Genomic DNA, 24796 nt, shown 5'->3' with positions numbered 1-24796 from the left:
CGCTGGACCCGCCCCTGTTGACGTTTATGATCCCTTCTCGACAAAGCCGCGGTCCGATCCGCCAGATGAAGGAGTTTCCGTCGCATGTTTGCCGTTTTTACCCCGCCCCGCAAGCTGGCCATGCTCTGCATGGCGTTTCTGTCGATGGTGGTCCTTTCGGCTTGCGATACACTCCCGACAGGGGGGCCGACGATCGACACCAGCGCCCCGGTTCCGGTGGCGCTGCTGATCCCGCGCAGTTCGGCGCAATCCGGCGACGCGGTCCTGGCCCAAAGCCTGGAGAACGCCGCGCGGCTGGCGATGGCCGACCTCGGCGGGGTGCAGATCGACCTGCGGGTCTATGACACCGGCGGCAACGCCGCGACCGCGGCGGCGCAGGCGACCCAGGCGGTCAACGACGGCGCACAGATCATCCTCGGGCCGGTCTATGCCGAATCCGCCAACGCGGTGGGCCTGGCGGTGCGCGACCGCAACATCAACGTGCTGTCCTTTTCCAACAACGCGACGATTGCCGGCGGCAACGTGTTCGTGCTCGGCCAGACCTTCAACACCGCCGCCGACCGCCTGACGCGCTACGCGGTGCGGCAGGGCAAGGGCGATATCGTGGTCGTGCATGGCACGGACCTGTCGGGCCAGCTTGGCCGCGACGCGATCCAGCAGGCGATCCGCGGCAACGGCGCCCGGCTGGTCGGCTCCGTACCCTACGATCTGTCCCAGCAGGCCGTGGTCGCCGCCGTTCCGCAGGTGCGCGGCGCGGTGGAAAGCACCGGCGCCACCTCGATCTTCCTGACCTCGACCACGGCCGGGGCGCTGCCGCTGTTCACCCAGCTCCTGCCCGAGTCCGGCGTGTCGCCCGCGACGACGCAATATATCGGCCTGACCCGCTGGGACATCCCGTCCCAGACGCTGTCGCTGCCCGGCGTCCAGGGCGGGTGGTTCGCCCTGCCCGATCCCGGCAAGGCACAGCAGTTTGTCGCCCGCTACAGCGCCGCCTATGGCGCAGCACCACATCCGATCGGCGGCCTGGCCTATGACGGGATCGCCGCCATCGGCGCCCTGGTCGGCAACGGCCAGGCCAACGCGCTGACCGGCGCGGCCCTGACCCAGGGGGCCGGATTCCAGGGCGTCGGCGGGATATTCCGCCTGCGCCCGGATGGCACCAACGAACGCGGACTGGCGATTGCCACGATTCAGAACAGACAGGTGGTCGTGATTGACCCAGCCCCGACAAGCTTCTCCGGCGCCGGTTTCTGATCAGGTTGCGGCGGACCGGTTCCACCCGGTCGCGCCCGCGCCCCTGATCCGCGACGAGACCGTCATCTTTGACGCCGCGGATGTGCAGAACCGCATCAGGCGCGCCGCCGAAAGCGCGGCGGACAACGCAGCCCTGCGCAGCGAAACCGTGGCGATCCTGCGCGACGTCCAGAAGTCCGGCCGTGCCGCCATCGCCGAAGCCTTTGCCGCCGCGCCCTTCGATGCCCGCCCGCTGACCCGGTCCTACACCTACCTGACCGACGGGCTGGTGATGGCGGCGCTGGAAGTGGCCAGCACGATGCTGCACCCGCGCCCCAACCCGACGAAGGCGGAACATATCGCCGTCGTCGCGGTCGGCGGATACGGCCGGGGCGAAATGGCCCCCTATTCCGACGTCGACCTGCTGTTCCTGACACCCTACAAGATCACCGCCTGGGCCGAGAGCGTCATCGAATCGATGCTCTACATCCTGTGGGATCTCAAGCTCAAGGTCGGCCATGCCAGCCGCACCATCCGCGACTGCATCCGGCTCGGGCAGGAGGATTTCACGATCCGCACCGCGATGCTGGAACACCGGTTCCTCGCCGGGCACGCGCCGCTGGCGGACGATCTGGACCGGCGGCTGAAAGCCGAACTCTTCTCGGGCACCGGGCGCGATTTCATCGAGGCGAAGCTGGAAGAACGCGAGACCCGCCACCAGCGGCAGGGCGAACGCTACATGGTGGAACCCAACGTCAAGGAAGGCAAGGGCGGGTTGCGCGACCTGCAATCGCTGTTCTGGATCGCCAAATATATCCATGGCGTGCAGGACGCCGCCGAACTGGTGCCGCTGGGCGTGTTCCGGCCCGAGGAATTCGCCCGTTTCGTCAAGGCCGAGGAGTTTCTCTGGGCGGTGCGGGCGCATCTGCACCTGATCAACGGGCGGGCCACCGAAAAGCTGACCTTCGACATGCAGGTCGAAGTCGCCGAACGCATGGGCTACAAGGATCTCGCCGGGCGGCGGGGCGTCGAGATCTTCATGCAGGACTATTTCCGCCAGGCCACGGCGGTCGGCGATCTCACCCGCATCTTCCTCACCAAGCTCGAAGCGATCCACCTGAAATCCCAACCGCTCCTGGAACGGATCTTCCGGCGCAAACGGAAGGTCAAGCCGGGCTACGCGGTGATCAACAACCGCATCGCCGTGGCCGATCCCGACGCCTTCCTGTCCGACAAGCTGAACCTGCTGCGCCTGTTCGAGGAAGCCCTGCGCACCGGCATGCTCATCCACCCGGACGCAATGCGGCTGGTCACGGCGAACCTGGACCTGATCGACGAGGACATGCGCAACGACAAGGAAGCGCGCCGGATCTTTCTCGACCTGATGCTGAAGCACGGCAACCCGGAACGCGCGCTCCGGCGGATGAACGAACTCGGCGTGCTGTCGGCCTTCGTTCCGGAATTCGAACCGATCGTGGCGATGATGCAGTTCAACATGTATCACAGCTACACGGTGGACGAACACATCATCCAGTGCATCGCCAACCTCGCCCAGATCGAAAAGGGCGAACTGGTCGAGGAACTGCCGATCGCCTCGGGCATTCTCGAACACGGGATCAACCGCAAGGTGCTCTACGTGGCCCTGCTGCTGCATGACATCGGCAAGGGCCGGCCCGAGGATCATTCGATCCTCGGCGCCCAGATCGCCCGCAAGGTGGCGCCCCGGCTGGGACTGAGCAAGGCGGACAGCGAAACCGTGGAATGGCTGGTCCGCTACCATCTGCTGATGTCGGACATGGCGCAGAAACGCGACATCGCCGACCCGCGCACGGTGCGGGATTTCTCCAAGGCGGTGCAGACGGTCAGGCGGCTCGACCTCTTGACGGTGCTGACGGTCTGCGACATCCGCGGCGTCGGCCCCAATGTCTGGAACAACTGGAAGGCGGCGCTGATCCGCGCGCTCTACCGGCAGACACGGCGGGCGCTGGAAACCGGCATGGAGGACCTGAACCGCGAGAACCGTGGTGCGGAGGCCAAGAAGGCGCTGCGCGCGGCGCTGCCCGACTGGCCGAAATCGGCGCTCAAGGCCGAAACCACGCGGCATTACCCGCCCTACTGGCAGGGGCTGCACGTCACCGCCCATGTGGATTTCGCCCGCATGCTGCGGACGCTCGAAGAGTCCGGCGATCCCGGCGAAATCCTGATCCACCTGCATCCGGACGACGACCGCGACGCCACCCGCGCCTGTTTCGTGATGGCCGACCATCCCGGCATCTTCGCCCGTCTCGCCGGGGCGCTGGCGCTGGTCGGGGCCAATGTCGTCGATGCCCGCAGCTACACCACCAAGGACGGCTACATCACCGATGCCTTCTGGATTCAGGACAGCGAAGGCCGGCCCTTCGAAGTCGCGCGCCTGCCGCGCCTGACCCAGATGATCCACAAGACGCTCAAGGGCGAAGTTATCACCGGAGAGGCGCTGAAATCCCGCGACAGGATCAAGAAACGCGAAAAGGCGTTCAACGTCCCGACCCATATCAGCTTCGACAACGACGGTTCCGACATCTACACGATCATCGAGGTCGATACCCGCGACCGCCCCGGCCTGCTGTTCGACCTGGCCCGCGCGCTGGCGGGGGCCAATGTCTATATCGCCAATGCGGTGATCGCGACCTTTGGCGAACAGGTGGTCGACACCTTCTATGTCAAGGACATGTTCGGGCTGAAATACCACTCCGCCTCCAAGCAGCGCTTTCTCGAAAGCAAGCTCAGGGCGGCGATTTCCGAAGGGGCGCAACGCGCGGATGCCTGAATTCCGGGCGGTGGCCGCCCGTCGGTCGCGCGCGCAAGAGATTGGAATTGCGAAACCCTCCGCCAGACGCTAACCCCTCCGCAACCGGCCGCGCCGTCCTGAAAGGTTCCGCATTTGAAACCCATTCGCCTGATGTCCGGCTTCCTGACGGTTGGCGTCTGGACCCTGCTCAGCCGGGTTCTGGGCTTCGCGCGCGACGTGCTGATCGCCGGCTGGCTGGGCGCTGGCCCCGTCGCCGAAGCCTTTCTCGTCGCCTTCAGCCTGCCCAACATGTTCCGCCGCTTCTTTGCCGAAGGCGCGTTCAACACCGCCTTCATCCCGCTGTTCTCCAAGAAGCTCGAAACCGAGGACGCGCCGCAGGCATTCGCCAACGACGCCTTTTCCGCGCTCGGCACCCTGCTGATCGCCTTCACCCTCCTGGCGCAGGTCCTCATGCCCTGGCTGGTCTTCGCGATGGCCAGCGGATTCACCGGCGACGAAAGGTTCGGTCTCGCGGTCGTCTTCGGGCGGATCGCCTTTCCCTACATCCTGTTCATCTCGCTCGCGGCGCTTCTGTCGGGCGTGCTGAACGCCACCGGGCGCTTTGCCGCCGCCGCCGCCGCGCCGGTGCTGCTCAACATCATCCTGATCGGCGCGCTGATGCTGGCCGAATCCGGACTGCTCGGCGGCGTCATGGAAGTGGAAACCGGACGCGGCGCGAGCCGGACCGGCATGCACCACGCAACTCTGCTGGTCTGGGGCGTGCTGCTGGCCGGGGTCGCGCAGCTGGCCCTTCTGTGGGTCGCCGCCAGCCGCGCCGGGTTCCGGATCCGGCCGCACTGGCCACGCGTCACCCCCGACCTGAAGCGGCTGGCGATCATCGCCCTGCCGGCGATGCTAGCGGGCGGAGTCGTGCAGATCAACCTGCTGGTGGGACGGCAGGTCGCCAGTTTCTACGACGGCGCCATCGCCTGGCTCAGCTATGCGGACCGCCTCTATCAGTTGCCGCTCGGCGTCGTCGGCATCGCCGTGGGCGTCGTGCTGCTGCCCGACCTGTCCCGCCGGCTCGCCGCCGGCGACGACAGCGGATCGCGCCACGCGCTGAGCCGCGCCGGCGAGGTGTCGCTGGCGCTGACCATCCCCTCCGCGGTGGCGCTGGTCGCGATCCCGTCGCAACTGGTCTCGGTCCTGTTCCAGCGCGGCGCCTTCGGGGCGGAGGATACCGCCGCGACCGCGCTGATCGTCGCGATCTACGGCCTCGGCCTTCCCGCCTTCGTGATGCAGAAGGTGCTGCAACCGCTGTATTTCGCCCGCGAGGACACCCGCACCCCGTTCCGCTTCGCCGTGGTGTCGATGATCGTGAACATCGCGGTAGCCGTGTCCATGGCCTGGCTGCTGGGCTATGTCGGCGCGGCGATCGGCACCACCGTGGCCGCCTGGGCGATGGTCGCGCAACTGATGCGCGGACGCCGGGACATGGGCGATATCGCCCGGTTCGACGACCGGTTCCGCACCCGGCTGTGGCGGATCTGCGCCGCCGCCGCGATCATGGGGGTGACGCTCTGGCTCTCCGCCCTCGTCCTCGCCCCGGCGCTGGCCATGCCCGGCTGGCGCTACCTGGCGCTGCTCGTGCTGGTGATCGTCGGCATCGTCACCTATTTCGGGGCGGGACAGGCGATCGGCGCCTTCCGCCTGGCCGAATTCCGGGCCGCGATGCGCCGGAGCGGATGACCCCGCTCCAATTTGCCGCAGCGGCGCGGGTTGTTTCCGCCGCCAAACATATTCGCACTATGTTATATGAATGAGGATTCGAATCCTCACGGAAAGGAAATGCCATGACCCGCAACGAAGGCTCGCTCGACCGCGCCCTGCGCATCATCGTCGGACTGGTTCTGCTGTCCCTGATCTTTGTCGGCCCCAAGACGCTCTGGGGGCTCGTCGGCCTGGTACCGCTGCTGACCGGGCTTTTCGGCTTCTGCCCGGCCTACAGGCTGCTCGGGCTGAACACCTGCCCGATCCGGAAGAACTGACAGGCCCGGAAGCGGCCGGAACGCGGCGGTCGGTCGGGCGCGTCAGTCGTGCCTGATCCGGCCCCGTAGCCGCGCCCAGCCGCCCGGCGAGACCAGGAACGACAGGGCAAAGCCGGTGGCGAAGCCCGCTAGATCGGCCACCCAGTCGTTGTTCACCCCGAACAGCAGGCCGAACAGAAGCTGGATGCCCATCAGGAAACTGATCAGCGTGAACGCGCGCGCCTGGTTGGCCCCGACGGACGACAGCGATCGCCACAGCATGTAGGTGAACGCGCCGATCAGCCCGTAGACCGACGGAAAGCCCCCGATCAGCGGCACCGGATCGTTCAGCAGCACCGCATAGGCCAGCGCCCCGCCGATCCCCGAAACGAAGAACACAACGAGAAAGGCGGCGCTGCCGAACACCTCGGCCACCATCTTTCCCATCGCCAGCAGGAACACGCCCACGAACAGCGCATGGGTAAAGGACGTGTGCACGAAGGAATAGCTCACGAAACGGATCAGGTGCTCCGCCGGCCAGCGCCCGTTCTGCCACATCCAGTCGAAGATATCGCCGGAAAACGCATAGGTCTGGATCGCGTCGAGCCGCCACCCCACCGCGCCCGGTCCGCCCGCCAGCCCGCGGGTGCCGAGCTGGAACACCACCTCGATTCCCATGATCACGATGAACAGCGCCGCCACGACCGGCGGCAACGGATTCACGGCGGACAGGTTGCTCTGGTTGCTCACTGCTTCGGCCTCCCTGCGGCTTCTCTCTCTGGCGCCTGTTGACGATGCCCTGCCCCATGGGTAAGCGAGGCGGACCAGTTTTGCCAGACGAGAGTTCGCCCGCCATGACCGATACCGCATTCAAGCCCCGCGTGTTTTCCGGCATCCAGCCGTCGGGCGACCTGCATCTGGGCAATTATCTCGGCGCGCTGAAACGCTTTGCCGATGCTCAGAATCAGGGCATCCAGTCGATTTATTGCATGGTCGACCTGCACGCGATCACCGTCTGGCAGGACCCGGAGGCGCTGCGCCACAGCACCCGCGAGTTGTGCGCCGGTTTCATCGCCAGCGGCATCGACCCCGAGAAATCCATCCTGATCAACCAGAGCCAGGTGCCCGAACACGCGCAGCTGGCCTGGATCTTCAACTGCGTCGCCCGCATCGGCTGGATGAACCGGATGACCCAGTTCAAGGACAAGGCCGGCAAGAACGCCGAAAAGGCCAGCCTCGGCCTCTATGCCTATCCGTCGCTGATGGCCGCCGACATTCTGGTCTACCACGCCACCCACGTCCCCGTGGGCGAGGATCAGAAACAGCACCTGGAACTGACGCGGGACATCGCAACCAAGTTCAACCACGACTACGGCGTCGATTTCTTCCCGATCACCGAACCGGTGATCGAAGGCACCGCCACCCGCGTGATGAGCCTGCGCGACGGCAGCAAGAAGATGAGCAAATCGGACCCGTCCGACATGAGCCGGATCGCCCTGACCGACGATGCCGACACCATCGCCAAGAAGATCCGCAAGGCCAAGACCGACCCGGAACCGCTGCCCGACAGCGTCGAAGGGCTGGCCGACCGGCCCGAGGCGCGCAATCTCGTGAACATCTACGCCGCCCTCGCCGACATGACAGCGGAACAGGTTGTCGCGGATTATGCCGGCAAGCAGTTCGGCCAGTTCAAGCCGGCGCTCGCCGATCTCGCCGTGGCCCGCATGTCGCCGATCACCACCGAGATGGCCCGGCTGATGGCCGACCCGGCAGAGATCGACCGCATCCTGACCCGCGGCGCCACCCGCGCCCGCGAGATCACCGCCCCGATCCTGCGCAAGACCTACGACATCGTCGGCATGGTCGGCCCCGCCGCCTAACCCGGCAGGGTCCGGGGGCGGCTATGGCCCCGGAGGCCGGCCTTGCCGGAACGCAAGAATCCTGCGCATCAGGTCGATGAATGCGGCCCGCTCGCTGTCCGTCAACGCGGCCAGGGCCTCGGCATTCTCCGCCATGGCGGCCTTTGTCGCCGGGCCGCGCAGGCCGCGCGCATGGTCGGTCAGCCAGATCCGCTGAACCCGGCCATCGGTCTCGTCCCTCTCGCGCCGGATCAACCCGTCACGTTCCATCCGCGCCAGCGTGTTCGCCATGGTCGCCTGTTCGATGTCCAGCCGCGCGACAAGCTGCTTCTGCGTCAGCCCATCCTTTTCCCACAGCTCCAGAAGCGCCGGAAAGCTGCCGGTCGTCAGCCCCAGCGGCCTGATACGCGCCGACAGGCCACGCGCGAACAGGCGGGCCAGATGGTTCACGAGATATCCCGCAGAGCGGTCCTTGGCAAAGCTCATGCCTCGCATCTACCCCTTGCATAGCATGCTATGCAATATTATATAGCTTGCTATATTTTAATGGAAACGGAAAGGCCCCGGCAATGACCAAGCGCATCCACCCCATCGCGGGCGCCGCTGCCCTGCTCACGATCCTCTGCTTCTGGCTGTCCACCCTGCTCACCGAACTCTTCGCCGGCGCACCGACCGTCGCCACGGTCAAGACCCTGATCCCCTGGGGGTTCCTGATCCTGATCCCGGCCCTGATGGCGGCGGGCGGCTCGGGGCTCCGCCTCGCCAGGACGATGCGCGGCCCGCTGGTCGCGGCAAAGAAAAAGCGCATGCCCGTCATCGCCGCGAACGGCCTCCTGATCCTCGTCCCGTCGGCGCTCTACCTCTCGGCCAAGGCGCAGGCGGGCGCGTTCGATGCGGCATTCTACGCAGTGCAGGGGCTCGAACTCGTCGCCGGAGCCGTGAACATCCTGCTGCTCGGCCTCAACATGCGCGACGGGTTGCGGCTGACGGGCCGACGTCGTCCCGCCGCGCAGCCCTGAACCCCCGCCCGCACCAGTCGACCGGCGCGACGGGCGCGGGCCGGGATGTCAATACAACGGAAACGTCGGCCACGCCTGGAGATCCTTGAAATACTCCATGAGTTCCCCCAAGGGGATCAGGCTCAGAAAGACCAGGGCATCAAAGAAGTTCCGGCGCAATGTCGTGACGTCGAACGCAACGGCCTGCGGGGTCTGAAACTGGCCGAACCTTGGCAGGATGCGCGGCACCCGCGCGGCATAGGCTTCGTAGGCCGGGCCGAATTCGGATCTGAGGAACCGTTCCTCCTTGCCCGCGATGTCGTGCAGAACGTAGAAAATCAGCCCGGTCATGAGAAAGGTCAGCAACACGGAGCCAAGCATGAAGCCGAACCCCAGCACGGACAGGACCGAAAACAGATAAAGCGGGTGCCGGCACATCGAATAGGGCCCGTCCTGCATGACCATCGTGTTCTTGCGGCTGCCGATATAGAGAATCGACCAGAACCGCCCCAGAACGCCGCCGATCACCAGCAGGATGCCCGTGCTTTCGATCAGTTCGATCACGATCTCGGGCAAAGGCAGGCCGGGGCGCGTCAGGACGATCAGCGGCAGCATCATCGCCATGACGACCCGCAACGTATTGATGCGGCGTTTCTGGTTCGCCGGGGCGACGGTCGCGGTTTCCATGGTCTGTCCTGTCATTGCTCCCAGGCATCTATGCTCTGCCTCCCCCTGGGGCAAGACAGAGACCCCGCGTTTTGCGGCATCGGGTCCGGTCCCCGGCGGACAGGGCGCGCAGGGGCCAAAAAAAACGCCCCGGATCTCTCCGGGGCGTTTTGTCATTCGGGTCCGGGAACCGTTCAACCGCGCTCTTCGATGATCTCGACGAGATGCGGGATGCTGTTGACCATGCCGCGCACGCTGGGGGTGTCTTCCAGCTCGCGGGTCTTGTGCATCTTGTTCAGGCCCAGGCCGACCAGCGTTGCGCGCTGCTTGGCGGGACGGCGGATCGGGCTGCCGATCTGCTTGACGACGATGGTTTTTGCCATGGTTTAAGCCTCCTCGGCCACTTGCGCCGATGCGTCGGGCGCATCTTCACGCTTGGGCAGGATATCGGCCACCTTCTTGCCACGGCGCTGCGCGACAGAGCGGGGCGACTGCTCTTTCTTCAGACCGTCGATGGTGGCGCGGATCATGTTGTAGGGGTTCTGGCTGCCGATCGATTTCGACACCACGTCCTTGATGCCCAGCATCTCGAACACGGCGCGCATCGGACCACCGGCGATGATCCCGGTTCCTTCCGGCGCGGTGCGCATCACCACGCGGCCGGCGCCATGACGGCCTTCCATGTCATGGTGCAGGGTGCGGCCTTCGCGCAGCTGCACCCGGATCATGCCGCGCTTGGCGGCTTCGGTGGCCTTGCGGATGGCTTCGGGCACTTCCTTGGCCTTGCCCTTGCCAAAGCCGACGCGGCCCTTCTGGTCGCCCACGACGACGAGCGCCGCAAAGCCGAAACGCTTGCCGCCCTTGACGGTCTTGGACACACGGTTGATCGCAACCAGACGATCGGCGAATTCCGGCGTTTCGTCGCGGTCGCGACGGTTTCCCCGGCGGTTGTCTTCTCTGGCCATGGGGCCTCCTTCTTGACGGGCGTTCCGGCCCGGATGACTCAATCCAGGTGAGCGTCACGCTCCCGGATCATCGAGACGGCCGGTCCCGGCCGCCTTCACGCGCTGTGCCTGCCGCCGGACAGGGTCCGGCTTTCGGCGGTCCGGCCCGGTGGGGTCGCCCCCACCCGCGCCGTCAGATCTTCAGCCCACCTTCACGCGCGGCGTCGGCCAGGGCCTTCACCTTGCCGTGAAACAGGAAACCGCCGCGGTCGAAATAGGCTTCTTCCACGCCGGCCTTCCTGGCGCGCTCGGCAATCGCCGCGCCGACCTTGGCCGCCGCTTCGATATTGTTCTTGCCGACAACGCCCAGGTCCTTCTCCAGCGACGAGGCCGACGCGAGAGTCACGCCGTTCACGTCGTCGATCAGCTGGACGCTGATGTTCTTGTTGCTGCGGTGCACCGACAGACGCGGACGTCCGGCGTTGACCTTGCGCAGCTTGTTCCGAACGCGCAGGCGGCGCTTCAGAAACAGGGTTCTTTTGCTGTTTGCCATTTTTCGCGTCCTTACTTCTTCTTGCCTTCCTTGCGGAAGATGAACTCGCCCTTGTAGCGGATGCCCTTGCCCTTGTAGGGCTCGGGCTTGCGCCAGGCGCGGATGTTCGCGGCAACCTGACCAACGGCCTGTTCGTCAATGCCTTCCACAACGATTTCGGTCTGCTTGGGCGCGGTCACGGTGACGCCTTCGGGCGCCGTGTAATCCACGTCATGGGACAGGCCCAGGTTCAGCTTCAGCGTGTTGCCCTGCATCTGCGCGCGATAGCCCACACCCTGGATTTCAAGTTCCCGCTTGAAACCCGTGGTGACGCCGGTCACCAGGTTGGCGACCATCGTGCGCGACATGCCCCACTGCTGGCGCGCCCGCTTGGACGACCCGCGCGGGGTGACGGTGACGACATTGTCCTCGATCTTCAGGGTCACGTCGTCGGTCGCATTGAAGCTGCGGGTGCCCTTGGGACCCTTGACTTCGATGGTCTGGCCCGACAGCGTCGCGGTGACGCCGCTGGGCAGTTCGACCGGTTTCTTGCCAATACGAGACATCGGTTTCTCCCTAGAATACGGTGCAGAGCACTTCGCCGCCGACATTGGCGCTGCGTGCGGCTGCATCCGACATCACACCCTTGGGGGTGGAGACAATCGACACGCCCAGGCCCTGACGGACCGACGGGATGTCCTTGACGCCCATGTAGACGCGGCGGCCGGGCTTGGAGACCCGCTTCAACTCGCGAATGACGGGTTCGCCTTCGTAATACTTCAGGCTGATCTCGATGGCCGGGTGGCCGTCGGCGCCGGTGATTTTCTCGTAGCCGCGGATGTAGCCTTCGTCCGCCAGCACGTCCAGCACCCAGGCCCGCAGCTTGGACGCCGGGGTCACGACGGTGGACTTGCCGCGCATCGAAGAGTTGCGGATCCGGGTGAGCATGTCTGCGATAGGATCGTTCATATCTGTCTCTCCCTTACCAGCTCGATTTCACCATGCCCGGAATCTGACCGGCAGAGCCGAGATCCCTGAGCGCGATCCGCGAGATTTTCAGCTTGCGGTAATAGGCGTGCGGACGCCCCGTCAGCTGGCAGCGGTTGTGCAGCCGGGTCGCCGAGCTGTTGCGCGGCAGTTTCGCCAGCTTCAGGCGCGCCTTGAAACGCTCTTCCATCGGCTTGCTTTCGTCATTCGCGATCTCTTTCAGAGCGGCGCGCTTGGCGGCGTATTTCTTCACCAGCGCTTCCCGCTTCTTCTCGCGTTCGATCATTGCTTTCTTGGCCATGTCTAATCCTTCCCGCGCTTATGAATTGAAGGGCATGTTGAAATGCTTCAACAGCGCCTTGGCTTCAGCGTCGGTGTTCGCCGTGGTGGCGATGATGATGTCCATCCCCCAGGTTTCGTCGACCTTGTCGAAATCGATCTCCGGGAACACGATGTGTTCCTTCAGACCCATGGCATAGTTGCCGCGGCCATCGAAGGATTTGCCCGACACGCCGCGGAAGTCGCGGATGCGCGGCATCGCAATGGTGATCAGACGATCGAGGAATTCATACATCCGGTCGCCACGCAGCGTGACCTTGGCGCCCAGCGGCATCTCCTCGCGGACCCGGAAGCCGGCGATCGACTTCTTGGCGCGGGTGGTCACGGCCTTCTGGCCGGCGATGGTGCTCAGGTCTTCCTGCGCCGACTTGGCCTTCTTGCTGTCGCGGACAGCTTCAGCACCACAGCCGATGTTCAGGACGATCTTGTCCAGACGCGGGATCTGCATGTCGTTCTTGTAGCCGAACTCTTCCTTCAGGGCCGCCTTGATGCGGTCCTTGAACTCGACCTTCAGACGCGGGGTGTAGTTTGCGGTATCAAGCATCGATCACGTCCCCCGTGGTCTTGGCAAAACGCACTTTCTTGTCGCCGTCGATCCTGAAGCCCACGCGGGTGGGTTTGCCGTTGGCGTCGATCAGGGCGAGGTTGCTCAGCTGGATCGGCATCGCCTTCGGGATGCGGCCGCCCTGGCTGGTCTGGCTCTGACGGGTGGCGCGGATGGCGATGTTGATGCCGTCCACGACGGCCTTGCCGGCTTTCGGGTCGACGGAAGAAATCGTGCCTTCCTTGCCCTTGTCCTTGCCGGCCAGCACGACGACCTTGTCGCCTTTGCGGAGTTTCGCAGCCATGGTTACAGCACCTCCGGAGCGAGCGAGATGATCTTCATGAAGTTCTTCGCGCGCAGCTCGCGCACCACCGGTCCGAAGATCCGGGTGCCCACGGGCTCGCCCGCGTTGTTGAGGATCACGGCGGCGTTCCGGTCGAAGCGGATCGCGGTGCCGTCTTCGCGGCGAACTTCCTTTGCGGTGCGCACGACGACGGCCTTGCGCACGTCGCCCTTCTTCACGCGGCCGCGTGGGATGGCTTCCTTCACGGATACGACGATGATGTCACCGACACTCGCGTATTTCCGCTTGGACCCACCCAGGACCTTGATGCACTGAACTCGGCGTGCGCCGGAGTTGTCAGCGACATCCAGATTGGTCTGCATCTGGATCATGTGGTGTCTCCCGACCTTTGGGGACTGATGGTTTGCCCCAGGGTTTCGATTAAACGGTCAGTTCCGTCGGCTTACGCCTCCAGAACCTCCCAGCGTTTCGTTTTCGATTTCGGCGCGCATTCGATGATGCGGACAGTATCGCCGACCTTGAAAGCGTTCTTTTCGTCGTGGGCCCGGTATTTCTTGGACTTGCGGACGGTCTTGTGCAGCAACGGGTGCTTGAAACGGCGCTCGACCAGAACGGTGACGGTCTGTTCGTTGGCGTCGCTGGTCACGGTGCCTTGCAGGATACGCTTGGGCATCTGATTACTCCTCGGATGCCGCGGCAGCGGCCTTTTCGTTCAGGATGGTCTTGACCCGCGCCGCGTTGCGGCGGGCCGCCCGGATCTGGGCCGGGTTCTCGAGCTGGCCGGTGGCCTGCTGAAAGCGCAGGTTGAAGCTGGCCTTCTTCAGGTTGGCCAGTTCCTCGCGGAGCTGGTCCGGCGTCTTGTCTCGCAGTTCGCTGGCGTTCATCGCCCTGTTCCTTTCTCAAAACACCAGAAGGCCCCGGCGTCGGGTCACCTTTGACCTGGTGGATGAATGATAGACACGCGAATCCCCCGCCAACGGCAGGGGACACGCAGGATGCCGCTCTATAGGGGGTCGGCAACCAGAGGGCAAGGGAAAGTTTTCCGCCCCTCCGTCCTAGCGCAGCACCGCGCGCCGATAGGCCCGCCGCCGGACCCCGGCATAGGACACTGGCGTCAGCGGCATGCCGATCACGTCGATGAACAGCGACGCGTTTTCGGCCATGACCGGCATGGTCCCCTCGATCAGCTTGACGGTGTATATCAGGTTGCCCTCGGCCAGCCTGGGGTCGCGCAATTCGACGACCACCTGCCGCAATTCGCCGTTCACCATGATCGACAGATCCGCGTTGGGCGGGTCCGACAGGAAGCTGTCGCTGCCTTCGCTCCAGAAGGGCACGAAGGATTCGGTGCTCATATTGCCGGCGATCCGCTCGGGGCGGTCGGAAAAGAACAGCGTGGTCGGGCTGACATCCCGCAGGGTCAGCCGGTTGTCGTCGGCGGCATAGGCCATGCCGTCTGCGGTCTGAACGAACAGGAAATCCGCCTTTTGCCCCTCGTCGGCAGCTGCACGCCCCGCCACACCGGCGGTGGCGGCGGCGGCCGCCCCGGCCAGCACCGCGCGGCGCGTCAGGGCGCCCCCGCGCTCCTCCGCAGCAAGGGCCGAAAGCCCGGAATGAATCGTCTTGCCGTCTGCTGGAATGTCCATCGGTCCGCCCCGGTCGCTGTGTCTCGTTTGGCATCGGGTCCGGAGGCACCGTCTCGCCGGTCCGGCTCCCGCATCCGGATAGGAAGACGTTCGGCGCAGCAATGCAATAAAATTATCTGTAACATTCGTCCCCGACAAGGGGGCCGCCCGGACCGTTCCCGCCGACCGCCCGCCTGCCCACCCTTTCGGCTCTAACCCCTCTTGGCTCCGCCCGCGTTCCGGCCCATATGACGGTCCATGACAGACACCTCTCATGCCCCGACCGTCCACAGACGGATTGCCGCCGTTCTGGACGACGATCGCACCCGCAACGTCATCCTCGGCGTGATCCTGTTCAACGCCGTCCTGCTCGGGCTCGAAACCTGGGCGACGGCGATGGCCATCGCCGGTCCGCTGATCGAACTGCTCGACGGGCTGTGCCTCGCCATCTTCGTGGTCGAACTCGCCGCCAAGATCTACGTGCAGCGGCTGCGCTTCTTCCGCGACGGCTGGAACATCTTCGATTTCGTGATCGTGTCGATTTCGCTGATCCCGGCGGCGCAAAGCCTGTCGGTGCTGCGGGCGCTGCGCATTCTGCGGCTGTTCCGGGTGCTCTCCGTCGCCCCCTCCCTGCGCCGCGTGGTCGAGGGCCTTCTGATCGCCCTGCCCGGCATGGGTTCGGTGTTCCTGCTGACCGGCCTCATCTTCTATGTCGGCGCGGTGATGGCGACAAAGCTCTTCGGCGCCGCCTTCCCCGCCTGGTTCGGCTCGATCGGCCTGTCGGCCTATTCGCTGTTCCAGATCATGACGCTGGAAAGCTGGTCGATGGGCATCGTCCGCCCGGTGATGGAGATTTACCCCTATGCCTGGGCCTTCTTCGTGCCCTTCATCCTCGCCACCACCTTCGTCGTCGTGAACCTCGTGGTCGGCCTGATCGTGAATTCCATGCAGGACGCGCATCACGCCGAGGCCGACGCCGAAACCGGCAGCTACCGCGACGAGGTGCTCGACCGGCTGACCGCGATCGAGGCGATGCTGAGACGGCGCGACGGCGACAGGCAAGGCTAGGTCCGGCCGCGCCGGGTCCGGGATCGCGCAGTCCCCCGCGCACCGTCCACGGCCTTCACGGAACACCCCGGCGGGTGCGTCGGTTGATTGAAACTCCCAAAGGTGGTATTTTACCGTCACGGAAATTGATTCAAAAATGCATTTCAAAACCATGGAGGGTTCATCGTGAGACGGATTCTTTTCCTGCTGGTTTTCCTCGCAAGCCCGGTTGTCGTCCTTGCCCAGAATCTGAACGGCGCCTGGGTCACTCCGGACGGGCGGGAAGTCCAGGTCAATGGTCAGCAATGGGCTTACTACGAAAACGGTCAACTCTATGACCATGGCATCCTGCAATACGATGACCGTCAAATCGTGACCAGAAGCGCCGTGAATGGCATGCAGGTTCTGTACGGTTATTCCTTCATGCAGGGTTATCTGTTTCTCCAGGAGCAGAACGGCACCATCCATCGCTACCAGAGAAAATCCCAGGGCGGCGGCGGCGGCAATGACGCATACAACCGGGAAATCGAAGCCTGCAAACGGCTGGCATTCGAGGACGTGGCGCTCTGCATGGACAAGGTCGCTTCGAAATATGGCCGCCTCTGAATGACGTAAGCTTCAGGGCGCACGGCCATCGCGCGCCCCTGTGGCCGCCGTTCCCCGTTTCCCGCCGGATCGACCCCCGGTTCCACCGTGCGCCGCGTTAACCGGAGTCCTTGGCACCCCGCGTATGCACGCGGTATGTACGCGGTCTGCACGGGCGGCACAGGCCGTTCCGGGCCGCATCGCCCTTGTTAACCTGACGATTCGCGGCGCCGCGCTCAGAACCGGCACCCGCCGCTTAAGGTTTCGGTAACGCTGCCGGGCGCCGCGCCGCGCGCTAGCCCCAGCCGTAGTTGAAACTGACGCTGATCCGCTCGTCTTCAGCCATGTTCATCGGCACCTCGTGGCGCAGCCAGCTTTCCCAGAGCAGCACCTCGCCGACTTCCGGCTTCACATAGATGAACGGCTGCAAATCACGCCGCGCCTCTTTCTTCCGGGTCGGCGACGCCATCATCCGGGCCGAGCGCGGGTCTTCCAGTTTCAGCGCGCTCGCGCCGTCCGGCATCGCCACATAGGTGGTGCCGCTGATCACCGAATGGGGATGGATATGGGAGGCGTGCATCCCGCCTTCGGGCAGGATGTTGATCCAGATATCCTCCAGTTTCAGCGCCTTGCCGTCCAGGTCGAATTCCAGGTCCTCGACAAAGGCGGCCACATGGGCATCCAGCACCTTGACCAGGTCCGCAAAGATCGGAAACCGCCAGGGCAGATCGCTGAGCGACGCATAGGAGGTATAGCCGGGATAGCCGTTCGCCTCGCACCAGTCCTGCCCGGCCTCGTCGTCTTCTGCGATCACGAGACAGGAATTCTCGAGCTCGGCGGCGTCGATCGGCGACCCGGTCTCTGCCAGTCCGGCGCGGTAGAGACGGGTCACGAAAAGGGAGTCTATGGTCGGCATGTCGGGGCTTATCCTTCTGGCGGAAATGGAAAAAGCCCCCACCGGGTTGGCGGGGGCCCTGAAGTGTCATGGAGAACGCGGCGATCTCCCCTGCGGACAGGGGCGAGCGGCGCGTTCGGAAAGACCTACCAGTCTTCCCGGACCACCACGCGGGTCTTGATCGGCAATTTCATCGCCGCCAGACGCAGTGCCTCGCGGGCGACGGCATCGTCGACACCGTCGATCTCGAACATCACCCGGCCCGGCTTTATCTTGGCCGCCCAGTAATCCACCGACCCTTTACCCTTACCCATCCGGACTTCGGTGGGCTTGGAGGTGACGGGGGTGTCCGGGAAGATCCGGATCCAGACCCGGCCCTGACGTTTCATGTGGCGCGTCATCGCACGACGGGCCGCTTCGATCTGACGGGCCGTGACCCGCTCGGGCTGAAGCGCCTTGAGGCCATAGGTGCCGAAGTTCAGATCGCTACCGCCCTTGGCCAGACCGCTGATGCGACCCTTGTGCTGCTTGCGGAATTTGGTGCGCTTTGGTTGAAGCATTTTTTCGTCCCCTTAGCGACGACCGCCACCAGCACCACGAGGTGCCGGGCCGTCCTGGAGTTCCTGTGCCTTACGGTCACGCGCGCCCGGGTCATGTTCCATGATCTCGCCTTTGAAGATCCAGGTCTTGATCCCGATGATGCCATAAGCCGTCTTGGCTTCCACGTGAGCGTAATCGATGTCGGCGCGCAGCGTGTGCAGCGGCACACGGCCTTCGCGATACCATTCGGTCCGCGCGATTTCCGCACCACCCAGGCGTCCCGCCAGGTTGACCCGGATGCCGAGCGCGCCCATGCGCATCGCGTTCTGAACCGCACGCTTCATGGCGCGACGGAAGGACACGCGACGCTCAAGCTGCTGGGCGATGGATTCACCGACCAGGGCCGCGTCCAGTTCCGGCTTGCGGACCTCGACGATGTTCAGGTGCAGCTCGCTGTCGGTCATGTTGGCGATCTTCTTGCGCAGACCTTCGATGTCCGCACCTTTCTTGCCAATGATGACCCCCGGACGGGCCGTGTGGATCGTGACGCGGCACTTCTTGTGCGGACGTTCGATGATCACGCGGCTGATACCGGCCTGCTTGCACTCTTCCTTGACGAAATCGCGGATCGCGAGATCTTCCAGAAGAAGATTGCCGTAGTCCTTGGTGTCGGCATACCAGCGGCTGTCCCAGGTGCGGTTCACCTGCAGGCGCATGCCAATCGGATTGACTTTGTTACCCATTAGGCTTGCTCCTCAACTTGACGCACTTTGATGGTCAGTTCCGAAAACGGCTTCATGATCTTGCCGAACCGGCCACGGGCCCGGGGGCGTCCGCGCTTCAGAGTCATGTTCTTGCCCACATAGGCCTCGGCGACGATCAGTTCATCGACATCCAGGTTGTGGTTGTTCTCGGCGTTGGCAATCGCGGACTGAAGGCATTTCTTCACGTCCTCGGCGATCCGCTTGTTGGAGAAGGTCAGATCGGTCAGGGCGCGATCGACTTTCTTGCCACGGATCATCGCGGCGACCAGGTTCAGTTTCTGCGGCGACGTGCGAAGCATGCGCAGTTTCGCCATTGCTTCGTTGTCGGCCACGCGGCGGGGATTCTTATCCTTGCTCATGGCTTATTTCCGCTTCGCTTTTTTGTCGGCGGCATGGCCATAATAGGTCCGTGTCGGGCTGTATTCGCCGAACTTCTGACCGATCATGTCTTCGCTGACGTTGACGGGGATATGTTTCTTGCCGTTGTAGACGCCAAACGTCAGGCCCACGAACTGGGGCAGGATCGTCGAGCGGCGCGACCAGATCTTGATGACTTCGTTGCGACCGCTTTCGCGGGCCGCTTCGGCCTTTTTCAACACATAAGCGTCGACAAAAGGCCCTTTCCAGACAGAGCGAGACATCTATCAGCGTCCCTTCTTCTTGGCGTGCCGCGAGCGGATGATCAGCTTGCTGGACGCTTTGTTTCTGTTGCGGGTCTTTGCACCCTTCGTCGGCTTGCCCCATGGCGTCACCGGGTGACGACCACCCGAGGTGCGGCCTTCACCACCACCATGCGGGTGGTCGATCGGGTTCATCACCACGCCGCGCACGGACGGGCGGATGCCCTTGTGGCGCATGCGGCCGGCCTTGCCGAAGTTCTGGTTGCTGTTGTCCGGGTTGGACACGGCACCGACGGTGGCCATGCATTCCTGACGCACCAGGCGCAGTTCACCGCTGCTCAGACGGATCTGGGCATAGCCGCCATCGCGGCCGACAAACTGGGCATAGGTGCCTGCCGCGCGGGCGATCTGGCCGCCCTTGCCGGGCTTCATCTCGATGTTGTGCACGATCGTGCCGATCGGCATGCCCGAGAACGGCATCGCGTTGCCCGGCTTGATGTCGACCTTGGAGCCGGCCACGACCTTGTCGCCCACGGCCAGGCGCTGCGGCGCGAGGATATAGGCCTGCTCGCCGTCTTCATATTGGATCAGGGCGATGAAGGCGGTCCGGTTCGGGTCGTATTCGATCCGTTCGACGGTGGCCGTCACATCCATCTTGTTGCGCTTGAAATCCACGATGCGGTAGAGGCGCTTTGCCCCGCCGCCCGTGCGACGCATGGTGATCCGCCCGGTGTTGTTCCGTCCGCCCGACTTGGTCAGACCCTCTGTGAGGGCCTTGACGGGGCGTCCTTTCCAAAGCTCCGAACGGTCGATCAGAACCAGCCCACGCTGGCCCGGCGTCGTCGGCTTGTACGACTTGAGTGCCATGTTACTGTCTTCCGTTTGCTGAACGACGGAACCCCGACACGAAGATGGGGACCGCCTATGGTATGAAGGCCCCCGCAGGTGCCCGGTTGGTCTGTTCCCGGTGGCGGGACGACCCGCCAGAGAACAACAGCAAAGCCCCGGACGAATCCGGGGCCTTGCGGATGCGTTTCCTTATGAGAGTCCGCGACCGAGGTCAAGCGGGGCCTTGCGGCTTTTGTTGCCCAGACATTTGCAAGCCGGCCCGGTGTCCGGCATGGCAGCGAATGCCCCTGGCGGCGACCTCTGCCCAATAGCCGGGCATCTTGCCACCGGGGGGCGCATCTTTCAGCATTTTCGTGCTGACAACCGCCCCGGAACGATCCAGATCAAGGTCCGGCCCGTTCAGACGTGTTGAATATCCGGCAGAGTCCGCGCCTTGTCGCGCCGGGCGCCACCCAGCCAGAAGGAGAGGGAGTCATGACGAAATCGAAACCGAAGACCACACAGGACAACGGCGGCGCCGCCGAATTCGCCAGCGCAATGATGGCGATCAACCCGAAGGCGATGGAAGCCTGGGTCGAGATCATGAACGACAGCGCCAGCTTCGTCGCGGACCGGTTCCAGAAGGACCTGGCGACCCAGAAGGCGCTCCTCGCCTGCCGGGCCCCGTCCGAACTGATGCGCATTCAGTCCGAGTTCGTCAGGGACGCCGTTGAACAATACACCGCCCAGACCACGCGCATGTTCGAGAAGATCTCGAAAGCCGCCGGGAAGTCCATCAAGGACACAACTGCCGGTCAATCCCGCGACTACGACGATATCCCGCTCTAGGGCCGGACGGGGCTCATCCGCCCGCCGGTGACTCGCGGCACCTGCGAGGCGGAACGCCCAGGTTCCCTCGGAACATGTGAGTGAAGGCACTGGTGCTGGTGCAGCCCGGATCAAAGGCGGCAACCGGGGCGTTCGCACCCTGCGCCGGGCGGGTTCCGGCTGGTCTCCTGCAACCGCAAGTTGGTGCGCCACCGGACCGGCGTCACGCCGGTCTCGGAAAGGAACAGGCGCGCCAGTGCCCGCCACGCCGGCGAGGTCCCTTCTGCCGATCTCGGCCGGCAGGGACCCGTTCGGCCGCTGCATGTCCCGAGCCAGGCGAGGTTCGGCGGAAACCGGCGGGCGTTCGATCCGGCGAAGAACACAAGGCGCATCGCGTTGCTCCGGTTTCCCGCCGCCCCTTGCCACCGGGTCGGGAGACGCGACGAAAAAAGGCCCCCGCACACGCGGGGGCCTTGATCTGGCTCCGAAGACGTTTCAGCGGTCAGAGACCGGTGGTGACGTCGATCGTGTTGCCCTCTTCCAGGGTCACATAGGCCTTCTTGACATCTTTCCGCTTGCCCAACTGGCCGCGGAACCGCTTGGCCTTGCCCTTGGTGATGGTCGTGTTCACGGCCTTCACCTTGACGCCGAAGAGGGACTCGACGGCCTCCTTGATCTGCGGCTTGTTGCTGTCCATCGCCACTTCGAACACCACCGCGCCGTTCTCGGACGCCATTGTGGCCTTCTCGGTGATGACCGGCTTGCGGATCACGTCGTAATGTTCTGCTTTCGCGCTCATTTCAGACGAGCCTCCAGTGCTTGGACACCCGCCTTGGTGATCACCAGCGTGTCACGCTTGAGGATGTCGTATACGTTTGCGCCCATCGTCGGCAGGATATCCAGACCTTCGATGTTGCGGGCGGCCTTGGCGAAACCTTCGTGGACATCGGCGCCATCGATGATCAGCGCGCGCTTCCAGCCCAGGTTCTTGACCTGCTTGGCCAGGGCCGCGGTCTTGCCTTCCGCCGCCGCCTCGTCGAGGATGACCAGTTCGCCCGCTTTCGCCTTGGCGGACAGCGCGTGGCGCAGCCCCAGCTTGCGGAATTTCTTGGTCAGCTCGTGGCCGTGGCTGCGCGGGGTCGGCCCCTTGTAGATGCCGCCACCACGGAAGATCGGCGCGTTGCGGTCACCGTGACGTGCGCCGCCGGTGCCCTTCTGGCGATAGATCTTCTTGGTCGAATAGCTGGTTTCGCTGCGGGTCTTGACCTTGTGGGTGCCGGCCTGCGCGTTGTTGCGCTGCCAGCGGACCACGCGGTGCAGGATGTCCGCACGCGGCTCCAGACCGAACAGATCGGCATCCAGCTCGATGTCACCGGCCTTGCCGCCGTCGAGTTTGATTACATCAAGTTTCATGCTTCACCACCTTCCGCGGGCACTTCTTCCGCGGGTGCTTCGGTTACGGTCGCCGATTTCAGACCTGCCGGGAACGGAACTCCGTCGGGCAGCTTCTTCTTCACGGCATCCTTGACTGTGACCCAGCCGCCCTTGGACCCCGGAACCGCACCCTTGATCATGATCAGGCCGCGGTCGGCATCGGTCTTGACGACTTCGAGATTCTGCGTGGTCACGCGGGCGGCACCCATGTGACCTGCCATCTTCTTGCCCTTGAACACCTTGCCGGGGTCCTGACACTGGCCGGTGGAGCCATGCGAACGGTGGCTGATCGAAACACCGTGGCTGGCCCGCAGACCGCCGAAGTTGTGCCGTTTCATGGCACCGGCGAACCCCTTGCCGATGGACGTGCCGGACACGTCGACCTTCTGGCCTTCCAGGAAGTGCTCGGCAGAGATTTCCTCGCCGACACCGATCAGGTTGTCTTCGGAAACGCGGAATTCCGCGACCTTCCGCTTGGGTTCGACCTTTGCGGCGGCGAAATGGCCGCGCATGGCCTGGCTGGTCCGCTTGACCTTTGCCGCGCCCGCGCCGAGCTGAACGGCGGTATAACCATCCTTCTCAGCGGTGCGCTGCGCCACGACCTGCAGTCCGTCGAGTTGAAGAACGGTCACAGGGATCTGCCTGCCGTCTTCCAGGAACAGCCGAGTCATGCCGACTTTCTTTGCGATGATACCGGAACGCATATCCATACCCTCCGATTACGATTGCAGTTTGATCTCGACGTCCACGCCGGCCGCGAGGTCGAGCTTCATCAGCGCGTCCACGGTCTGCGGGGTCGGATCAACGATGTCGAGCAGGCGCTTGTGCGTCCGAATCTCGAACTGGTCACGGGACTTTTTGTCGACGTGAGGTCCCCGCAGAACGGTGAACTTCTCGATCTTGTTGGGCAACGGGATCGGGCCGCGCACATTGGCCCCGGTCCGCTTGGCCGTGTTCACGATTTCCTGGGTGCTGGCGTCCAGCACGCGGTAATCGAAAGCTTTCAGCCGAATGCGAATGTTTTGGCTTTGCATTTCATCAGCCTTTCAAGGCTTTGGAGTTGATAGGACGACCGGTGGCTCATTCCGCCGGCCCTCGTCGAACCCGAAGGGCGGGAATGACACCCGCCCAAAGGTCAAATCGGTTTTCGCGATCCGAGCCGCGCCTTAACGCGGCCCGGACCGATCATCAAGCGTTTACTCGATGATTTTGGAGACGACGCCGGCGCCGACGGTGCGGCCGCCTTCGCGGATGGCGAAGCGCAGGCCCTGTTCCATCGCGATCGGCGCGATCAGTTCGACGCCGAAGCTCACGTTGTCGCCCGGCATCACCATCTCGGTGCCCTCGGCCAGCTGAACCGTCCCGGTCACGTCCGTCGTGCGGAAGTAGAACTGCGGCCGGTAGTTGGCGAAGAACGGCGTGTGGCGGCCGCCCTCTTCCTTGGTCAGGATATAGGCTTCGGCCTCGAACTTGGTGTGCGGCTTCACCGAACCCGGCTTGCACAGCACCTGGCCGCGCTCGACGCCGTCACGGTCGACGCCGCGCAGCAGCGCGCCGATGTTGTCGCCCGCCTCGCCGCGGTCCAGCAGCTTGCGGAACATCTCGACGCCGGTGCAGGTGGTCTTCTTGGTGTCGCGGATGCCGACGATCTCGATCTCGTCGCCGACGTTGATCACGCCGCGCTCGACACGGCCGGTCACCACGGTGCCGCGGCCGGAGATCGAGAACACGTCCTCGATCGGCATCAGGAACGGCTGGTCCACGGCGCGCTCGGGCGTCGGGATCCATTCGTCCACCGCCTTCATCAGCGCGCGGATCGAGTTCTCGCCGATCTCCGGGTCGCGGCCTTCCATCGCCGCCAGGGCCGAACCGGGGATGACCGGGATGTCGTCGCCGGGATATTCGTAGGAGGACAGCAGCTCGCGGATCTCCATCTCCACCAGCTCCAGCAGTTCCTCGTCATCCACCTGATCGACCTTGTTCATGTAGACGACCATCGTCGGGATGCCGACCTGGCGGCCCAGCAGGATGTGCTCGCGGGTCTGCGGCATCGGGCCGTCCGCCGCGTTCACCACCAGGATCGCGCCGTCCATCTGGGCAGCGCCGGTGATCATGTTCTTCACATAGTCCGCGTGACCCGGGCAGTCCACGTGGGCATAGTGGCGCGCGTCGGTCTCGTATTCCACATGCGCGGTGGAAATCGTGATCCCGCGGGCCTTCTCTTCCGGCGCGCCGTCGATCTGGTCATACGCCTTGAAATCGCCGAAATACTTCGTGATCGCAGCCGTCAGCGTCGTCTTGCCGTGGTCAACATGCCCGATCGTCCCGATGTTCACATGCGGCTTGTTACGCTGAAATTTTTCCTTACCCATGACAGGTCTCCTTTTCCATTTTCGGATGGCGGGGCCAGCCCCGCCCTAAAGTTGA

General features: G+C 64.3%; 35 protein-coding genes. 9 read left to right on the top strand and 26 right to left on the bottom strand.

Annotated features, from left to right (window positions below):
* The first annotated feature begins 84 nt into the window (after positions 1 to 84).
* From QO034_RS03515 to QO034_RS03500, 4 genes are all read left to right on the top strand, one after another.
* Positions 85 to 1254 (top strand): penicillin-binding protein activator, encoded by a 1170-nt coding sequence (locus QO034_RS03515; protein ID WP_284484115.1) that lies wholly within the window; start codon positions 85 to 87, stop codon positions 1252 to 1254.
* Entirely contained in the window at positions 1214 to 4042 is a 2829-nt protein-coding gene (locus QO034_RS03510) for a [protein-PII] uridylyltransferase (RefSeq protein ID WP_284484114.1), read from the top strand. Before QO034_RS03515 ends, QO034_RS03510 begins: the two co-directional genes overlap by 41 nt.
* Before the next feature lie 114 nt (positions 4043 to 4156).
* Positions 4157 to 5752 (top strand): murein biosynthesis integral membrane protein MurJ, encoded by a 1596-nt coding sequence (gene murJ, locus QO034_RS03505; protein ID WP_284484113.1) that lies wholly within the window; start codon positions 4157 to 4159, stop codon positions 5750 to 5752.
* Positions 5753 to 5856: 104 nt separating this feature from the next.
* Positions 5857 to 6051, top strand: coding sequence for a YgaP family membrane protein (locus tag QO034_RS03500; RefSeq protein ID WP_284484112.1), 195 nt, complete (start codon positions 5857 to 5859; stop codon positions 6049 to 6051).
* Positions 6052 to 6093: 42 nt separating this feature from the next.
* Here the strand turns inward: QO034_RS03500 and QO034_RS03495 are convergent, their stop codons facing one another.
* A complete protein-coding gene (locus tag QO034_RS03495; RefSeq protein ID WP_284484111.1) occupies positions 6094 to 6780 on the bottom strand; it encodes a rhomboid family intramembrane serine protease in 687 nt (228 codons plus the stop codon).
* Between the two features lie 104 nt (positions 6781 to 6884).
* Between QO034_RS03495 and trpS the strand changes: the two genes are divergently transcribed.
* A complete protein-coding gene (trpS, locus tag QO034_RS03490; protein WP_284484110.1) occupies positions 6885 to 7910 on the top strand; it encodes a tryptophan--tRNA ligase in 1026 nt (341 codons plus the stop codon).
* Between the two features lie 21 nt (positions 7911 to 7931).
* Here trpS and QO034_RS03485 read toward each other — a convergent pair whose 3' ends face one another.
* On the bottom strand, positions 7932 to 8375 hold the full coding sequence (locus QO034_RS03485) for a MarR family winged helix-turn-helix transcriptional regulator (RefSeq protein WP_284484109.1): 444 nt from the start codon (positions 8373 to 8375) through the stop codon (positions 7932 to 7934).
* An 83-nt stretch (positions 8376 to 8458) separates the two neighbouring features.
* On the opposite strand from QO034_RS03485, the gene QO034_RS03480 reads away from it, so the two are divergent.
* Positions 8459 to 8908: a hypothetical protein gene (locus tag QO034_RS03480; protein ID WP_284484108.1), complete on the top strand. Its 450-nt coding sequence runs from the start codon at positions 8459 to 8461 to the stop codon at positions 8906 to 8908.
* Between the two features lie 48 nt (positions 8909 to 8956).
* Here the strand turns inward: QO034_RS03480 and QO034_RS03475 are convergent, their stop codons facing one another.
* The 13 genes from QO034_RS03475 to QO034_RS03415 form a co-directional block, all read right to left on the bottom strand.
* Positions 8957 to 9574, bottom strand: a complete 618-nt coding sequence (locus QO034_RS03475) for a methyltransferase family protein (protein ID WP_284484107.1) — start codon at positions 9572 to 9574, stop codon at positions 8957 to 8959.
* Positions 9575 to 9747: 173 nt separating this feature from the next.
* Positions 9748 to 9936, bottom strand: coding sequence for a 50S ribosomal protein L30 (gene rpmD, locus QO034_RS03470; RefSeq protein WP_050931352.1), 189 nt, complete (start codon positions 9934 to 9936; stop codon positions 9748 to 9750).
* Between the two features lie 3 nt (positions 9937 to 9939).
* On the bottom strand, positions 9940 to 10518 hold the full coding sequence (rpsE, locus tag QO034_RS03465; protein WP_284484106.1) for a 30S ribosomal protein S5: 579 nt from the start codon (positions 10516 to 10518) through the stop codon (positions 9940 to 9942).
* A gap of 172 nt (positions 10519 to 10690) precedes the next feature.
* Entirely contained in the window at positions 10691 to 11050 is a 360-nt protein-coding gene (gene rplR, locus QO034_RS03460) for a 50S ribosomal protein L18 (protein WP_284484105.1), read from the bottom strand.
* A gap of 11 nt (positions 11051 to 11061) precedes the next feature.
* Positions 11062 to 11595, bottom strand: a complete 534-nt coding sequence (gene rplF, locus QO034_RS03455) for a 50S ribosomal protein L6 (protein ID WP_284484104.1) — start codon at positions 11593 to 11595, stop codon at positions 11062 to 11064.
* A gap of 10 nt (positions 11596 to 11605) precedes the next feature.
* A complete protein-coding gene (rpsH, locus tag QO034_RS03450; RefSeq protein WP_284484103.1) occupies positions 11606 to 11998 on the bottom strand; it encodes a 30S ribosomal protein S8 in 393 nt (130 codons plus the stop codon).
* A 13-nt stretch (positions 11999 to 12011) separates the two neighbouring features.
* Positions 12012 to 12317, bottom strand: coding sequence for a 30S ribosomal protein S14 (rpsN, locus tag QO034_RS03445; protein ID WP_199024039.1), 306 nt, complete (start codon positions 12315 to 12317; stop codon positions 12012 to 12014).
* Between the two features lie 18 nt (positions 12318 to 12335).
* On the bottom strand, positions 12336 to 12899 hold the full coding sequence (gene rplE / locus QO034_RS03440; RefSeq protein WP_284484102.1) for a 50S ribosomal protein L5: 564 nt from the start codon (positions 12897 to 12899) through the stop codon (positions 12336 to 12338).
* Positions 12892 to 13203, bottom strand: coding sequence for a 50S ribosomal protein L24 (rplX, locus tag QO034_RS03435; RefSeq protein ID WP_284484101.1), 312 nt, complete (start codon positions 13201 to 13203; stop codon positions 12892 to 12894). Before rplX ends, rplE begins: the two co-directional genes overlap by 8 nt.
* A gap of 2 nt (positions 13204 to 13205) precedes the next feature.
* Positions 13206 to 13574, bottom strand: coding sequence for a 50S ribosomal protein L14 (gene rplN / locus QO034_RS03430; RefSeq protein ID WP_007427594.1), 369 nt, complete (start codon positions 13572 to 13574; stop codon positions 13206 to 13208).
* A gap of 71 nt (positions 13575 to 13645) precedes the next feature.
* Entirely contained in the window at positions 13646 to 13876 is a 231-nt protein-coding gene (rpsQ, locus tag QO034_RS03425) for a 30S ribosomal protein S17 (protein WP_171179753.1), read from the bottom strand.
* A gap of 4 nt (positions 13877 to 13880) precedes the next feature.
* The gene (gene rpmC, locus QO034_RS03420; RefSeq protein WP_284484100.1) at positions 13881 to 14087 is read right to left on the bottom strand and encodes a 50S ribosomal protein L29; all 207 of its coding nucleotides are present in this window, start codon (positions 14085 to 14087) and stop codon (positions 13881 to 13883) included.
* 171 nt (positions 14088 to 14258) lie between these two features.
* Positions 14259 to 14849 carry a hypothetical protein gene (locus QO034_RS03415; protein WP_284484099.1) on the bottom strand — a complete coding sequence of 197 codons (591 nt, stop codon included), beginning with the start codon at positions 14847 to 14849 and terminating at the stop codon, positions 14259 to 14261.
* A gap of 237 nt (positions 14850 to 15086) precedes the next feature.
* Here QO034_RS03415 and QO034_RS03410 point away from each other — a divergent pair, with 237 nt between their 5' ends.
* On the top strand, positions 15087 to 15896 hold the full coding sequence (locus tag QO034_RS03410; protein ID WP_284484098.1) for an ion transporter: 810 nt from the start codon (positions 15087 to 15089) through the stop codon (positions 15894 to 15896).
* A 165-nt stretch (positions 15897 to 16061) separates the two neighbouring features.
* Complete coding sequence (locus QO034_RS03405; RefSeq protein WP_284484097.1) at positions 16062 to 16481, top strand: hypothetical protein; 420 nt, start codon at positions 16062 to 16064, stop codon at positions 16479 to 16481.
* Positions 16482 to 16755: 274 nt separating this feature from the next.
* Here the strand turns inward: QO034_RS03405 and QO034_RS03400 are convergent, their stop codons facing one another.
* The 6 genes from QO034_RS03400 to rplB all read right to left on the bottom strand — a co-directional run bounded on the left by QO034_RS03400 (position 16756) and on the right by rplB (position 20146).
* Complete coding sequence (locus tag QO034_RS03400) at positions 16756 to 17376, bottom strand: 2OG-Fe(II) oxygenase family protein (RefSeq protein ID WP_284484096.1); 621 nt, start codon at positions 17374 to 17376, stop codon at positions 16756 to 16758.
* A gap of 125 nt (positions 17377 to 17501) precedes the next feature.
* Positions 17502 to 17915, bottom strand: coding sequence for a 50S ribosomal protein L16 (gene rplP, locus QO034_RS03395; RefSeq protein WP_284484095.1), 414 nt, complete (start codon positions 17913 to 17915; stop codon positions 17502 to 17504).
* A 12-nt stretch (positions 17916 to 17927) separates the two neighbouring features.
* Entirely contained in the window at positions 17928 to 18638 is a 711-nt protein-coding gene (gene rpsC / locus QO034_RS03390; protein ID WP_284484094.1) for a 30S ribosomal protein S3, read from the bottom strand.
* The gene (gene rplV / locus QO034_RS03385; protein WP_284484093.1) at positions 18638 to 19018 is read right to left on the bottom strand and encodes a 50S ribosomal protein L22; all 381 of its coding nucleotides are present in this window, start codon (positions 19016 to 19018) and stop codon (positions 18638 to 18640) included. The genes rpsC and rplV overlap by 1 nt, the downstream gene beginning before the upstream one ends.
* Before the next feature lie 3 nt (positions 19019 to 19021).
* Entirely contained in the window at positions 19022 to 19300 is a 279-nt protein-coding gene (rpsS, locus tag QO034_RS03380) for a 30S ribosomal protein S19 (RefSeq protein ID WP_106609258.1), read from the bottom strand.
* A gap of 3 nt (positions 19301 to 19303) precedes the next feature.
* A complete protein-coding gene (gene rplB / locus QO034_RS03375; RefSeq protein WP_284484092.1) occupies positions 19304 to 20146 on the bottom strand; it encodes a 50S ribosomal protein L2 in 843 nt (280 codons plus the stop codon).
* A 456-nt stretch (positions 20147 to 20602) separates the two neighbouring features.
* Between rplB and QO034_RS03370 the strand changes: the two genes are divergently transcribed.
* Positions 20603 to 20956, top strand: a complete 354-nt coding sequence (locus tag QO034_RS03370) for a phasin family protein (protein ID WP_284484091.1) — start codon at positions 20603 to 20605, stop codon at positions 20954 to 20956.
* Between the two features lie 481 nt (positions 20957 to 21437).
* Here QO034_RS03370 and QO034_RS03365 read toward each other — a convergent pair whose 3' ends face one another.
* The 5 genes from QO034_RS03365 to tuf all read right to left on the bottom strand — a co-directional run bounded on the left by QO034_RS03365 (position 21438) and on the right by tuf (position 24741).
* Positions 21438 to 21734 (bottom strand): 50S ribosomal protein L23, encoded by a 297-nt coding sequence (locus tag QO034_RS03365; protein ID WP_284484090.1) that lies wholly within the window; start codon positions 21732 to 21734, stop codon positions 21438 to 21440.
* Positions 21731 to 22348, bottom strand: a complete 618-nt coding sequence (rplD, locus tag QO034_RS03360) for a 50S ribosomal protein L4 (protein WP_284484089.1) — start codon at positions 22346 to 22348, stop codon at positions 21731 to 21733. The genes QO034_RS03365 and rplD overlap by 4 nt, the downstream gene beginning before the upstream one ends.
* Complete coding sequence (gene rplC, locus QO034_RS03355) at positions 22345 to 23073, bottom strand: 50S ribosomal protein L3 (protein ID WP_284484282.1); 729 nt, start codon at positions 23071 to 23073, stop codon at positions 22345 to 22347. Before rplC ends, rplD begins: the two co-directional genes overlap by 4 nt.
* Positions 23074 to 23088: 15 nt before the next feature.
* Positions 23089 to 23403, bottom strand: a complete 315-nt coding sequence (gene rpsJ / locus QO034_RS03350) for a 30S ribosomal protein S10 (RefSeq protein WP_008756422.1) — start codon at positions 23401 to 23403, stop codon at positions 23089 to 23091.
* A gap of 162 nt (positions 23404 to 23565) precedes the next feature.
* Positions 23566 to 24741, bottom strand: coding sequence for an elongation factor Tu (tuf, locus tag QO034_RS03345; protein WP_284484074.1), 1176 nt, complete (start codon positions 24739 to 24741; stop codon positions 23566 to 23568).
* Positions 24742 to 24796: the final 55 nt, after the last annotated feature.

Source organism: Sedimentitalea xiamensis, assembly GCF_030164465.1.
In the GTDB taxonomy this organism is placed as follows: Bacteria; Pseudomonadota; Alphaproteobacteria; order Rhodobacterales; family Rhodobacteraceae; genus Sedimentitalea; species Sedimentitalea xiamensis.
Note: the sequence above shows the minus strand (reverse complement) of the source record. Positions and strands in the feature narration are given on the sequence as shown.

Bases quoted from the DNA above. Each gene is read 5' to 3' on its own strand.
- QO034_RS03480 (WP_284484108.1), top strand. From the start codon at position 8,459: ATGACCAAGCGCATCCACCCCATCGCGGGCGCCGCTGCCCTGCTCACG.
- rplE (WP_284484102.1), bottom strand. From the start codon at position 12,899: ATGCTTGATACCGCAAACTACACCCCGCGTCTGAAGGTCGAGTTCAAG.
- rpmC (WP_284484100.1), bottom strand. From the start codon at position 14,087: ATGAACGCCAGCGAACTGCGAGACAAGACGCCGGACCAGCTCCGCGAG.
- rplB (WP_284484092.1), bottom strand. From the start codon at position 20,146: ATGGCACTCAAGTCGTACAAGCCGACGACGCCGGGCCAGCGTGGGCTG.
- rplX (WP_284484101.1), bottom strand. From the start codon at position 13,203: ATGGCTGCGAAACTCCGCAAAGGCGACAAGGTCGTCGTGCTGGCCGGC.
- rpsE (WP_284484106.1), bottom strand. From the start codon at position 10,518: ATGGCCAGAGAAGACAACCGCCGGGGAAACCGTCGCGACCGCGACGAA.
- rplN (WP_007427594.1), bottom strand. From the start codon at position 13,574: ATGATCCAGATGCAGACCAATCTGGATGTCGCTGACAACTCCGGCGCA.
- rpsC (WP_284484094.1), bottom strand. From the start codon at position 18,638: ATGGGTAACAAAGTCAATCCGATTGGCATGCGCCTGCAGGTGAACCGC.
- QO034_RS03400 (WP_284484096.1), bottom strand. From the start codon at position 17,376: ATGCCGACCATAGACTCCCTTTTCGTGACCCGTCTCTACCGCGCCGGA.
- QO034_RS03475 (WP_284484107.1), bottom strand. From the start codon at position 9,574: ATGGAAACCGCGACCGTCGCCCCGGCGAACCAGAAACGCCGCATCAAT.
- QO034_RS03365 (WP_284484090.1), bottom strand. From the start codon at position 21,734: ATGAGCGCGAAAGCAGAACATTACGACGTGATCCGCAAGCCGGTCATC.
- rpsJ (WP_008756422.1), bottom strand. From the start codon at position 23,403: ATGCAAAGCCAAAACATTCGCATTCGGCTGAAAGCTTTCGATTACCGC.
- rplD (WP_284484089.1), bottom strand. From the start codon at position 22,348: ATGAAACTTGATGTAATCAAACTCGACGGCGGCAAGGCCGGTGACATC.
- trpS (WP_284484110.1), top strand. From the start codon at position 6,885: ATGACCGATACCGCATTCAAGCCCCGCGTGTTTTCCGGCATCCAGCCG.
- tuf (WP_284484074.1), bottom strand. From the start codon at position 24,741: ATGGGTAAGGAAAAATTTCAGCGTAACAAGCCGCATGTGAACATCGGG.
- rpsH (WP_284484103.1), bottom strand. From the start codon at position 11,998: ATGAACGATCCTATCGCAGACATGCTCACCCGGATCCGCAACTCTTCG.
- rpsS (WP_106609258.1), bottom strand. From the start codon at position 19,300: ATGTCTCGCTCTGTCTGGAAAGGGCCTTTTGTCGACGCTTATGTGTTG.
- rpmD (WP_050931352.1), bottom strand. From the start codon at position 9,936: ATGGCAAAAACCATCGTCGTCAAGCAGATCGGCAGCCCGATCCGCCGT.
- QO034_RS03415 (WP_284484099.1), bottom strand. From the start codon at position 14,849: ATGGACATTCCAGCAGACGGCAAGACGATTCATTCCGGGCTTTCGGCC.
- rplF (WP_284484104.1), bottom strand. From the start codon at position 11,595: ATGTCTCGTATTGGCAAGAAACCGGTCGAACTGCCCAGCGGCGTCACC.
- rpsN (WP_199024039.1), bottom strand. From the start codon at position 12,317: ATGGCCAAGAAAGCAATGATCGAACGCGAGAAGAAGCGGGAAGCGCTG.
- QO034_RS03485 (WP_284484109.1), bottom strand. From the start codon at position 8,375: ATGAGCTTTGCCAAGGACCGCTCTGCGGGATATCTCGTGAACCATCTG.
- rplR (WP_284484105.1), bottom strand. From the start codon at position 11,050: ATGGCAAACAGCAAAAGAACCCTGTTTCTGAAGCGCCGCCTGCGCGTT.
- rplP (WP_284484095.1), bottom strand. From the start codon at position 17,915: ATGCTTCAACCAAAGCGCACCAAATTCCGCAAGCAGCACAAGGGTCGC.
- rpsQ (WP_171179753.1), bottom strand. From the start codon at position 13,876: ATGCCCAAGCGTATCCTGCAAGGCACCGTGACCAGCGACGCCAACGAA.
- QO034_RS03410 (WP_284484098.1), top strand. From the start codon at position 15,087: ATGACAGACACCTCTCATGCCCCGACCGTCCACAGACGGATTGCCGCC.
- QO034_RS03370 (WP_284484091.1), top strand. From the start codon at position 20,603: ATGACGAAATCGAAACCGAAGACCACACAGGACAACGGCGGCGCCGCC.
- rplV (WP_284484093.1), bottom strand. From the start codon at position 19,018: ATGAGCAAGGATAAGAATCCCCGCCGCGTGGCCGACAACGAAGCAATG.
- QO034_RS03515 (WP_284484115.1), top strand. From the start codon at position 85: ATGTTTGCCGTTTTTACCCCGCCCCGCAAGCTGGCCATGCTCTGCATG.
- rplC (WP_284484282.1), bottom strand. From the start codon at position 23,073: ATGCGTTCCGGTATCATCGCAAAGAAAGTCGGCATGACTCGGCTGTTC.
- QO034_RS03500 (WP_284484112.1), top strand. From the start codon at position 5,857: ATGACCCGCAACGAAGGCTCGCTCGACCGCGCCCTGCGCATCATCGTC.